The following is a 10,838-nucleotide window of genomic DNA, read 5'->3' as shown; positions in this document are numbered from 1 at the left end:
CCAAGAGGGACTTCGTTCGATCACGCGGATTTTTGTATATGAACCAAGGCGGCCACCAGGAGATCGAGGTCGGCGGGATTGACGTCGCTGACGGCAACAATACGCAGGTCTGATGTGGTGGCGGTTTGGAGATTGAAACCTGCACGTGTATTGGGCAGTGTTGTGAGGGTTGGGCTGGTGGATCGTTGCGTTAGGAAGATGGAGACTTCATGTCTGTGAATGGTGAAGAGGAGCAGTGCGGCCGGTTGTCCGTTGAGGTAGGTGAGGTCGGCTCCTTTTAGGATGGTATCGGGCGGCAGGGAGTCGGGAAGGTTGAAGCTAAAGGGAAGACGACCTTGAAACCACGGTTTAACGGTGTGCCGATCGGTCGAGATGACTTGTGGGGCCGCTCCGTTGGAGAGAGTTGCGAGGTGCTGGTCGAGGAGTTCTGCGGCGAGGTTGTTGATTGGATGCAGCTGACGCCAACCGAGGAGTGAGAGGGTAAGAAGGATACCCGCAGCGAGGGCTGTCCAGACTGCGGGACGGAAGTGAGAGATGGTTGCAAACGTTTTCGGTTGCGTTTGCGCGGTCTGCGTTTGGTGCGAATGGAGCCGGGTGGTAAGGCGGGCGAGGGCTTCGGGCGGCGGGGCGAATCGTTGCCCGGCGCGGGCGGTGGCGGCCTTGAGTCGTGTCGCGGAGAGGACGCGGAGCGTGCAGGCATGGCAGGTGGAGAGATGAAGCTGAATTCCGTCCTGCTCGCTCGATGAGAGTTCGCCGTCGATAAAGGCGTTGAGCTCGTCTGGATTGAGATGTTCCATTGACCGATTGTTTTGCGACATCTGATTCATAGGGATTCCCCAAATTGCGGTTGCAAGAGTTGACGGAGGGTGCTGCGGGCGCGTGAAACGCGCGACATAACCGTGCCGATGGGGACGTCGAGGATGAGGGCGATGTCTTTGTATTTGATCTCTTCAACGTCGCAGAGGAGCAAAACTTCGCGAAGTTGTGACGGAAGCTGATCGAGTGCGATGTTGAGAGCGGCCTGGTTGTCGAGACGAATGAGAGTGTCTTCCGGGGTGGGGCCAGCGTTGGTGGTGTCGAGTGTTTCGGGATTGTCTTCGAGGTAGACGGTGCGGGAGGCGGCGATGCCAGTGCGCGAGGTGAGAAAGGTGTTTCGAAGAATGCGGAAGACCCAGGCCTTGAAGTTGGTGCCGGACTGGAAGGAGTCGAAGGCACGGAGAGCCTTGGAGAAGGTCTCCTGCACGAGATCTTCGGCCTCGGCATGATCATGAGTGAGCCAGAAGGCGTGGTTGTAGAGCGATGCGAAGAGAGGAAGCGCGAGTCGCTCGAAGTCTGCGCTGCGGGTGTTTTCAGAGAGCATGGTGCGGTTTGCCTCGAGCTGGCTGGGGTTATGGACTGCGGTCCAGGGGGCGGACCCAGACCAGGATTGATCCCAACGACTACCAGGCTCAGCAGCTTTGAGGATCATAGCAAAGTCAGGCGAGCAGGATGCCCGGGGGATGGAGGAACGGGCGTTGTGTACGGTTTCAGGGGTCATGGTGTGAGGATCAGCATGAGACGAATATCAAGGATTGGTAGCGAAAACGCATGTCGGAACCTTGGCTGAAGAGAAGTCTTGTATCACTCCTCAAACTAAAGATGAGAGGCGGATTTATTCCATGGGATTTACAGCGTTCTAGAAATGAGCGCGAGACTTGCCGTCCCTCGGCTACAGCAGACAAACAGACATCTTTGCTAACCATAATGATGACGGATTATTCCTCGCGCTTTTTTTTGGACGGACGGGAATAAACGCGCGTCTCGCCAGTTTAGGAGGGTGTTGGCGATCAAAAACAAACGGAGCTTGATATGAGTCGGTTCAAAGAAGACGAAGTAATGCGAGCAGACCAGGGTGCTGCGCGATCCGCGGGAGATGGCATCGATCGGCGCAATTTTTTAGGGTGTATGGCATGGGCCGGCACAGGGCTCCTGTGGTCGATGGCTGGCGGCGTGCCAACTTCGACGTTGTTAGCGCAGACGATGAAGGGTGGTGCTGCTGCTGGGGTTGGTAAGGTGGAAGACTTCTCCTTTGTGCAGATTAGCGACAGCCACATTGGTTTCAATAAAGGTGCCAACCCGGATGTAACAGGAACGCTGAAGAAGGCGATTGACAGGGCCAATATTGTGCCTGCCGGCATGAAGGCCCCCGATTTCATGCTTCACACCGGCGACATCACGCAGAATTCGAAAGCAGCGGAGTTCGATACCGCGTCGCAGGTCATTAAAGGGTTCAAGAACGAAGTGTTCTATGTGCCGGGAGAGCACGACTATATCGACGATGGTGCGCAGTACAAACAACGTTTTGGCAAGGGCACTGTGGGCAATGGTTGGTACAGCTACAACCACAAAGGGGTTCACTTTGTAGGCTTGAACAACTGCGTGCAAGTAGATGCGATGGGGAATATGGGCGATGACCAATTGAAGTGGCTGAAGTCTGACCTGGCCGGGTTGAGCCACTCGACCCCTATCGTGGTCTTCGCGCATATTCCTTTGTGGATGGTCTATGAGAAGTGGGGATGGGGCACGAAGGATGGAGAGCAGGCGCTGGCCATGCTGAAGCCCTTTGGTTCGGTGACGGTTCTGAACGGTCACATCCACCAGGTGGTGCAAAAGGTTGAAGGCAATGTGGCCTTCCACACGGCAATGGCGACGGCGTTTCCGCAGCCTGCACCGGGAGCAGCGCCGAACCCAGGGCCGATGATGGTTCCAGCGGGCAAGCTGGAGAGTGTGCTTGGAGTGACCAAAGTCAAGGTCGTTCGAGGACATACTCATCTGGCTATTGTCGACACGAACCTGGCGGGGACTGTCTAGTGCGCCCGTGGACTGCTGCGGCATTGACCGTAGCCGTAGTAGTTGCTTTGGGGTATGTTCATCCGTTTGGGAATCCGCGTGTCGAGCCGGCGAAGGGGCTCGGCACGCTGCTGGAGGGTGCGACTATGCCGGCAGACGCAAAGGCGGTGCTGGTGAACAAGTGTGCGGACTGCCACTCGAGCGAGACTCGCTGGCCAGTATATGCGCGGATCGCTCCAGGATCGTGGCTGATCGAGCGCGACATCATCGAGGCACGCAAGAAGATGGACCTCTCATACTGGGAGCAGATGCCGGCGGATAAGCAGGAGGTTTTGACTGCGAAGATCTTCGAAGAGGCAAAGAGCGGGGAAATGCCTCCGCTGCAGTATCGGTTGCTGCACTGGAATGCAAAGCTTTCCAAGGCCGATGTGCAAACGCTGTCTATGCTCGGCAAGAGTTCGGGTGGGAGCGAGGCGACATTGGCTGGGGATGGCGATGCGGTGCGGGGTAAAGCAGTGTTTGAGAAGCGGTGCACAGGCTGCCATGCGATGGCTGTCGACCGGGAGGGACCGAGGTTGGCCGGAGTGTATGGCAGAAGGGCCGGGATCATTGCGGGATTTACTTATTCCATGGGCTTGAAAAATTCTGCCGTGACTTGGAACGATGCGACCCTGGAGAAGTGGTTGAGCGATCCCGATTTGATGGTTCCGGACAACAATATGAGCTTTAGCGTTCCCAAGGCAGAAGAGCGGCGGGACTTGATCGCTTACCTCAAACAGTAGTGAGAGGTTGGCTGAGGGTGCAGGGAGAACACATTTTGATGGCTGAGCGAGGTCATTGGCAGGATTGTGGATGTTCGCGTCGCATTGCTATTTCTGTGCGGGAGTAAAAGCCGATCATTTGTAACGGAGCACGAACGATCAGCTTGACTATTGGCTGGGGAGCGAGGCGACTAGTTCCTGTGCGCCCCAGAATCCCACGAGCAAACAGTAGCCGTGCAAACTCGTGCTTGTTCTTTCGCGAATCTCGGAGGATCGACATGATTCGTTTCAATCTCGTAGGCGTCGCATCGTTTCGCTCTAGGTTGAGGCTAGGTCAGGTGCTCGCGCTTCTATTTGTGGGATTAGGTGCGAGTATCGCTCTGAGAGCTCAAAGCGTTAATCTCGTGTCTTTTTCTCCGTCGTTCGGTAATGGCTCAGAGCAGGTATTTGTGGCGACCTACTTCGTTCCCAGAGGTGTAACGGATGGGCAGTCGTTTTCTCTCTTTATTATGAACGGTGTTGCTCCGGGGAGTAAGAGAGGGTGGTCGTCAGATCAATGCATTTTGACCTACAACGTTAGTTCAGGTGTCATCCAGCTCGCCGAAGACTCGGGAGGTAAATTCCTCTCGACCACCGCCACCGCTGAAACTGCGCAAAGTGTTAGCAACTCTCAGTGCTCGGTGCTGGCCAGTCTATCTTCCGCAACCATCTCCGGCGACAGTGTGACGGTTAGATTTTTTGTAGCGTTTTCCGCTGCATTCAGGGGGGCTAAGCAACTATACCTGTCTGCTGATAGTAAAGGATGGATGGGAGATACAAATCCACCGATACAAGTCGGAACTTATAACGTCACCGCCAGTGTGTCCTCGGTATTTATTTCGCCTTCTTCCGGTAGTGGTTCAGAGGAGACATTTATGGCGATATATTCAGACGTAACCTCTCAAATTCAATCCGTTTTCTTGAATCTGAAGAGTTCAGGCAATAACACCCTCGCCGCCAACGCATGTAAGTTGCGTTATGACCCTGGCTCGACTGACATTTTTCTTGTAAACGACGCTGGCACCAACTATGGCTCGCCACTAACATCCGGATCAACTGCCGTCCTTAGTAATAGTCAATGCACGTTGTTTGGTACAGGGACTTATGCGACCACCTTCGGTAACTACGTTATTGCTTATTTCAGAGTTTCTTTCGCCCCCGTATTTGTTGGCAAGAAGGAGATTACGTTGGGAGGCGTGGACCAGACTGGCGTCTCCACCTTTAGCAATCTGTCGCGCGGGACCTACACAGTCACCGCATCGCCCCTCGGCGCTCCACCAACTTTCACGCTAACCAGCACGCCAGTCAGCGTCGCTGCTGGAGCATCTGCAAATTCGACCATCACCGTGCTTTCAAACGAAGGATTTAGTGGGAGTGTGGCATTGACATGTGCTGTCATCAGTGCCGAAGCATCAGCTTACCAACCTAGCTGCAAGATTGCGGCACCTAATACTGTGTGGTTGGAGACAGCGGCGAGAGCAACACTCGTTATCAGCACCACTGCATCCGCTTCCACGTTGCTGAGCACCCTGAAGCAACTCTCAGTCTTCTACAACAGCATCGCCGTAGCTGTTCTAGTTTTTTTTCGGCGGCGTATCCGATGGAGATGGCAAACACTACTTCCGATGATGGTAGTCGCTATCGTTTCCGGAACTGCCACCGGGTGCGGCGGGATCAATAATCCAGTCATGGAACCCACCGGCTCCGGCACAACAAATTCAGGTACGACCGTCGGGGACTATATTATTGCGGTAACGGGTACAAGCGGTTCAGTCACGGCAACGACAGAGGTGAGTGTCTGTGTGAAATGATCGCTCGGGAACGCCGGTAAACGAATATCGTCGATAAACTCCGACTGCCTCATCGATCAAAATTCGACTTGGATCGAGTGTTGACAGAAGATTTTATAGTCCACCTAGAAGAGCCAAATATGAATTTTCGCTTGGCTTCCACCCCGAAAATATCTGGCGAAATTTTGAACGCAATGTAGTGATCTTGTATCGAGGGAAATGCGGCAGGATGGAGGAGAATGGTCCATTCAAAATGAGAAGATGAAGAACGATACGGGGCGGAGGCAAGAAGGGTGAGCTTGGAATTGCGGGAGAAGAAACGGTTCAAGACGCGGAGTGCTGCGGGGACGCTGGCGATGGGGGAGAGGGTAGTAGAGATGTTGCTGCCTGTGCCGAAGATGTTTGTGCTGCGAGGGGATTTGGGCGCGGGCAAGACGACGCTGGTGAAGGGGATTGCTGCGGCCCTTGGAGCGGCGTCAGAAGAGGATGTGACCAGTCCTACTTTTACGCTGGTGCACGAGTACACAGGAAAGAAGGTCCGGCTGTTTCATCTGGATCTTTACCGGTTGGAGACGGAACGGGAGTTGTTGACGCTGGGACTGGAAGAGATGAGCGAGGAGCCGGATGCGCTGGTGTTGGTGGAGTGGGGCGAGAAGTTTCCGAGTGTCGTGGAGCGGGCCGATGGGGAGATCGTGATTGAACATGCGGGTGGGGATGAGCGGATGTTTTATGTGCGGGTGAAGGCGTAGAGCAGTTGTCTGTGACGCTTCAGTTGGAAACGGTGGCAAGGCGTAATACGATTGGTTTGTTTGAAGTCAATCTAGGATTTCGATCAGCGGGAGGCCTTGCATGCGTAGAGTTTCGAGGATCGTCTTGGCAGTATGTGTCGTGGTGGGAGCGACGCGAGGACAGTTGAGTTTTGCGATGCAGGAACACGCTCCGCAGGCGCAACTGGATGCGGTTCAACTTGCGGCGCGTGATGCGGAAGAGTGGATGACAAAGCTGGATGCCGGCAAGTATGCAGAGTGCTGGACTGAGGCGTCGCAGATGGTAAAGAACGCTGTCACGATGGAGAAGTTTGAGTCCTCGATGAAGGCTGTGCATGATCCGATGGGGAAGCTAGAGAGCAGGAAGCTGCAAAGCGCTTCGTATACGACGTTGCTACCGGGAGTTCCTTCTGGCGAGTACGTCGTGATTCTCTATGAGACTAGCTTTGACCACAAACCTACAGCGCAGGAGACTGTGATTATGAGCCGGGAGAAGGATAAGGTTTGGCGGGTGGCGGGGTATTACATTAAGTAAGGATTGTGGGGATCGCAGGCGCGGCTTGCGGTGTGCGGTGGGAAGCGTTGGAGGCGGAAGCTCAGATCTAACCATTGGATCGATCCGATGAGCCCGTGTTCAAGACGGCTTGAATTGTGTGTGCAAGATGTTGCAACTTCACTTACTTAGCAGACAAAAATTAATGATTGAAGGCCATCCAAGTTGCTTCCGGTCACGTTTTGAAAGTACCGAGTAGCACGATTCAGGATCGTCTCCACCGTTTCTCTCCGAGCAACCTTCCTCCTTCCGCATCTCGATCGCAGTACAGGCCAGCTTTCAAGTCGACAAAGTGTGTAGGGTTTTGTGGCCTCAGGAGGGCCAAAGTCATGAATGGAAAAAGTCTTGTCGAGCCTGTAAGGGGCTCGTTGCCGCGTCGTTCGTTCGTTACCCGTGCTGGGTTGTTCGGCTTGTCTGCAACAGCAGCGGCGTTTCTTCCGGGCACGCCTCTTCGTGCGCAGACTCCAGGTGTTGATAACCAGAGTGGCGATACGGCGCAGGAGATCTTTACTGCAGCTCTGATTGCCGAGGACTTGGCGAGTACGTTCTATTACAACGGTCTGGTGGGTCCTGTGGTTATGGATCCGAACCTTGCCGGACCTGGCGGGACGGCGACGCATGTGGAGCCGACCGGTAACCTGGGCAACGTTGAATACTTTCGCGCTGCGTTGAGCGAAGAGATTCAGCATGCCGATCTGCTTCGTTCTCTGATTGGGAAGACGTCTTCGACGACCGATCCGATCCAGACGTTTTATCTGCCGACGGGAACGTTCGATACACTTTCTGCCTTCATCAGTGTTCTGAATACTCTGGAGAATACTTTTATTGCGGCTTACCTTATGGCTACGATCGAGTTTGCGCAGATGGCGTCGGATACGAGAGGTGGTCTGGTTATTGAGCGCGATGCTAGCGGGGCTGCTTATACGGCGCGGGACCTGGAGTACTTTGCGCAGGTGGCTGCCTCGATCATGGGCGTGGAGGCGGAGCATCGTGTGCTGGGCAGAGTGGTGATGAATCAGAATCCGGCTAACAACACGAACTACGAACGTACGGATTTACTGACAACGGTCTACAACGGCAAGAGGTCTGCTGTAGCTGCGCTGACGCCGTTCTTGTCGCCTGGAGCTGGGTTGACGGCGTATTCGCTGCAGACTGCGCTTACCAATGCACCAAGCGTTTACTTGAATGTACCTGGTGGACCGCCGAAGCCACCTTCTTACCCGGCGGGACACTGATGGCGGCAGGTTGATCAGCAGCAAACTACGATTCCCGGGGCGCGGCTTAGGGTCGCGCTCCGGGAGTCGTTCTGACTCAGGCGGGTTGTTTCTCGCGGCCGGTGAGGCGGTAGATGGCGCACTCCTCGTCGCCGGTGGAGCCGTACTCTTTTTGCTGGGCGATGGCGGCTAGGTCGGCAGCGTGGTCCTCGGGGGACATGGCTACAGGGCCGAGAAAGAGTCTGGTGAAGGCTGGATGGTGGTCGAGGATGGCTCGGCACTCGGAGTTGACGTAGAGGAGGTCGAAGGCAGGGGTGGGTGCTCCTCGGCGTGGGGCGAATTGAGTTTCGATGCGGCGGAGGAGGAGCTTGAGGACGGGAGCTTCGAAGGGGTGGAAGAGGAAGGCGAGAGTGGGGGCGCGGGGAAAGTCGAAGGTGAGGGCATCTTGTTCGAGGAGGCGGATGGGGGCGAGGGGCTGCGCGGTGGAGTCGACGGTGTGGGAGGCGCGCCAGTGCTCGAGGTTGAGTTGGGCGGTGTCGGCGAGGCTGGGGTTGAGTTCGATGCCGATCACCTGATGGAAGGGCAGCTCGCTGGCGACGAGCATGGCGCGGCCTTTGCCGGCTCCGATGTCGACGAATGTGTAGTGGTGGATGGGGTGCGGTGGATTAGTGTCGCGCCAGAGGCCGATGAGGGTGCGGAGGATGCTGGGGGCGACGCCGTAGTAGGCGGTGACGTGGGCATCGTTTGGGTGGCCGGTGGTGAGGTTGCCTGCGGCGATGAGGCCGCTGGTCTCTACGCCGTGGATTTGATCGAAGGGATGCTGGGGTGGAGAAGATGCAGGCATGACCAAGGCAGACTTTGATTTGCGCATGGGCATGTTAGCGGATTTGGATCAGGTTCGGATTGCCGTTAAGGCCTAAAGTTTTGCGGCCTGCGGGAGTGATGTTAAGGGGTGTCCAGATGGGCGTGTTGAGGAGAGTGACGGTGGTGCGGCTGACTGTTTCAAGGCCGGCGAGGCGGTTTAAGATTTGTGCGCTGAGTTGGGCGTTGGCGGCTTCGTCGGTTTGGCTCGGGATTAGCGAGACTTCTACGATGTGTTTTTGTGGGATGCCTGGTATTCCTGCGCCGGGAGCTTCGGCGTCGGGGGTGATGGTGATGGAGCGGATGAGACCGAGGTCGACGACGTTGCAGGGCAGGACGGGGTCGTAACAGTCGCGGAGGGCCTGAAGGATGTCGGGTTCGGTGAGCATCATCTTCGATGATAGCGTCCCCGCTGAGTGTCGAGTCGAGAAGTGCTAGAGTGGCGAGATGAAGATTGTGACGGGCAGTGAGAGAGGAAGCAAGAGGGGTCCGGAGGCTTGGTTCACTGGAGATGTATGGGTGGACGGAATTGCGGAGCCGGCTGCGCCTTCGCGGTTGCAGGCAGCTCGCGTGACGTTTTCCCCTGGGGCGAGGACGGCGTGGCATACGCATCCGGTGGTGCAGGTGTTGGAGGTGATCTCTGGCCTGGGGTGGGTGCAGCTTGAGGGGGAGGCGGCGCGGGCGATTCATCCTGGAGACGTGGTTGTGATTGGGGCAGGAGAGAATCATTGGCATGGCGCGCAGGCCGGACGCACGCTGGTGCACCTGGCGATGCAGCAGGCGGATGACTCAGGAAAGACGGTTGCGTGGGGCGTGAAGGTTACGGACGAGGAGTATGGTGCGGCGGGGTGATGGTGGCTTTCCTGGGCAGGGGAAGGAAGGCCGCAGATCGCGGATAACAACCAGAATGCGACGGCGCTAATCAGTTTTGCGGTCGACCTCTAGTTTTTTCGTTCGACCAGATATTGGGCGAGGGATTTGAGAGGGTCGGCGGCGGGGCCGAAGGGGGCGAGGGCGGCGAAGGCGTCGGCGATGAGCTCCTGTGCGTCGTGGAGGGACCGGTCGATGCCGAAGACGGCGGGCCAGGTAGCTTTGATGCTGGCGGTGTCCTTACCTGCGGTCTTGCCCAATTCTTCGGAGCTTTGCGTCATGTCGAGGACATCGTCAACGATTTGGAAGGCGAGGCCGGCCTTCTCGCCGAAGGTGCGGAGGCGGGCGATGGTGTCGGCGTAGGGGGCGTAGGCGGTGCGGCCTGTGTCAGAGCGAGACTTTGAGTCGGTGGCGGGTTCGTCGTTGCCGTTTCCGTAGCCGCTGCTCGCTGAGCGATGCCGCAGACTGAGACCGTAGAGGCCACCGGAGACAATGCTGGTGGTGATGAGAGCGCCGGTCTTGGAACGGTGGATGGCTTCGACGAGGGCGGCGGTTGGAGGCGTGCCTTCGGCTTCGATGTCCATAACCTGACCACCGATCATGCCGGGAGGGAGTTTTGTGTCGAGGTCACCGACACGACCTACACCGGTGCCTACGGCGAGGGAGATTTCGCGGAGGATTGCAACGGTGGTGGGGGATGGGATGGGAAGGCTGGCGATGGTCTGGAAGGCGAGGGTTTGGAGGGCGTCGCCAGCGAGGATGGCGGTGGCTTCGCCGAAGACAACGTGGCAGGTGGGCTGGCCGCGGCGCAGGTCGTCGTTGTCCAGGGCTGGGAGGTCGTCGTGAATGAGGGAGTACGTGTGGATCATCTCCAACGCTGCGCCTAGATCGGCGATGCCTTCGGGGTAGCTTTCCGTCGCTGTGACCATTCTTGCGGCTTCCATACAGAGGATGGGACGGAGACGCTTGCCGCCGGCGAAGGTGCTGTGACGCATGGCGCGATGGATGGAGTGAGGGAGGGTGTCGGTTGCGGGCAGGAGGCGTTCGAGGGCAGCATCGGTGAGCTGAGCGCCGGAGAGAAGCAGATCTTTTACTGTGGGTTGCATCGGCTTCGATGATAAATCAGCTGAATGATGTGAGGGTGGCCATGTGGT

12 protein-coding genes are annotated in these 10,838 nt (G+C 56.8%); 7 read left to right on the top strand and 5 right to left on the bottom strand.

From position 1 onward, the window contains the following. Positions 1–20: 20 nt before the first annotated feature. Both RBB81_RS19665 and RBB81_RS19660 read right to left on the bottom strand, forming a co-directional pair. On the bottom strand, positions 21–827 hold the full coding sequence (locus tag RBB81_RS19665; RefSeq protein WP_353071813.1) for an anti-sigma factor family protein: 807 nt from the start codon (positions 825–827) through the stop codon (positions 21–23). Continuing rightward, positions 824–1,537, bottom strand: coding sequence for an RNA polymerase sigma factor (locus RBB81_RS19660; protein WP_353071812.1), 714 nt, complete (start codon positions 1,535–1,537; stop codon positions 824–826). Before RBB81_RS19660 ends, RBB81_RS19665 begins: the two co-directional genes overlap by 4 nt. 311 nt (positions 1,538–1,848) lie before the next feature. Between RBB81_RS19660 and RBB81_RS19655 the strand changes: the two genes are divergently transcribed. From RBB81_RS19655 to RBB81_RS19630, 6 genes are all read left to right on the top strand, one after another. Then, complete coding sequence (locus RBB81_RS19655; RefSeq protein ID WP_179584851.1) at positions 1,849–2,850, top strand: metallophosphoesterase family protein; 1,002 nt, start codon at positions 1,849–1,851, stop codon at positions 2,848–2,850. Beyond that, positions 2,850–3,611, top strand: a complete 762-nt coding sequence (locus RBB81_RS19650; protein ID WP_353071811.1) for a heme-binding domain-containing protein — start codon at positions 2,850–2,852, stop codon at positions 3,609–3,611. Before RBB81_RS19655 ends, RBB81_RS19650 begins: the two co-directional genes overlap by 1 nt. Positions 3,612–3,868: 257 nt before the next feature. Then, positions 3,869–5,440, top strand: coding sequence for a hypothetical protein (locus RBB81_RS19645; RefSeq protein WP_353071810.1), 1,572 nt, complete (start codon positions 3,869–3,871; stop codon positions 5,438–5,440). 335 nt (positions 5,441–5,775) lie between these two features. Then, positions 5,776–6,168 (top strand): tRNA (adenosine(37)-N6)-threonylcarbamoyltransferase complex ATPase subunit type 1 TsaE, encoded by a 393-nt coding sequence (tsaE, locus tag RBB81_RS19640; protein WP_423248091.1) that lies wholly within the window; start codon positions 5,776–5,778, stop codon positions 6,166–6,168. Positions 6,169–6,268: 100 nt separating this feature from the next. Continuing rightward, entirely contained in the window at positions 6,269–6,721 is a 453-nt protein-coding gene (locus RBB81_RS19635; protein WP_353071808.1) for a DUF4019 domain-containing protein, read from the top strand. A gap of 347 nt (positions 6,722–7,068) precedes the next feature. After that, entirely contained in the window at positions 7,069–7,974 is a 906-nt protein-coding gene (locus RBB81_RS19630; RefSeq protein WP_353071807.1) for a ferritin-like domain-containing protein, read from the top strand. Positions 7,975–8,050: 76 nt separating this feature from the next. On the opposite strand, the gene RBB81_RS19625 is transcribed toward RBB81_RS19630, so the two are convergent. Together RBB81_RS19625 and RBB81_RS19620 are read right to left on the bottom strand one after the other, a co-directional pair. Next, positions 8,051–8,797, bottom strand: a complete 747-nt coding sequence (locus RBB81_RS19625) for a class I SAM-dependent methyltransferase (RefSeq protein WP_246373371.1) — start codon at positions 8,795–8,797, stop codon at positions 8,051–8,053. 34 nt (positions 8,798–8,831) lie between these two features. Further along, positions 8,832–9,206, bottom strand: a complete 375-nt coding sequence (locus RBB81_RS19620; RefSeq protein WP_246373372.1) for a metal-sulfur cluster assembly factor — start codon at positions 9,204–9,206, stop codon at positions 8,832–8,834. A 55-nt stretch (positions 9,207–9,261) separates the two neighbouring features. Here RBB81_RS19620 and RBB81_RS19615 point away from each other — a divergent pair, with 55 nt between their 5' ends. Then, positions 9,262–9,666, top strand: coding sequence for a (R)-mandelonitrile lyase (locus RBB81_RS19615; protein ID WP_179584844.1), 405 nt, complete (start codon positions 9,262–9,264; stop codon positions 9,664–9,666). Between the two features lie 89 nt (positions 9,667–9,755). Here the strand turns inward: RBB81_RS19615 and RBB81_RS19610 are convergent, their stop codons facing one another. After that, on the bottom strand, positions 9,756–10,790 hold the full coding sequence (locus RBB81_RS19610; RefSeq protein WP_353071806.1) for a polyprenyl synthetase family protein: 1,035 nt from the start codon (positions 10,788–10,790) through the stop codon (positions 9,756–9,758). Between the last annotated feature and the right edge of the window lie 48 nt (positions 10,791–10,838).

Source organism: Tunturibacter gelidoferens, from assembly GCF_040358255.1.
GTDB classification, from domain to species: domain Bacteria; phylum Acidobacteriota; class Terriglobia; order Terriglobales; family Acidobacteriaceae; genus Edaphobacter; species Edaphobacter gelidiferens.
The sequence above is the reverse complement of the archived record's forward strand: the minus strand, read 5'-3'. Positions and strand labels throughout refer to the sequence as shown.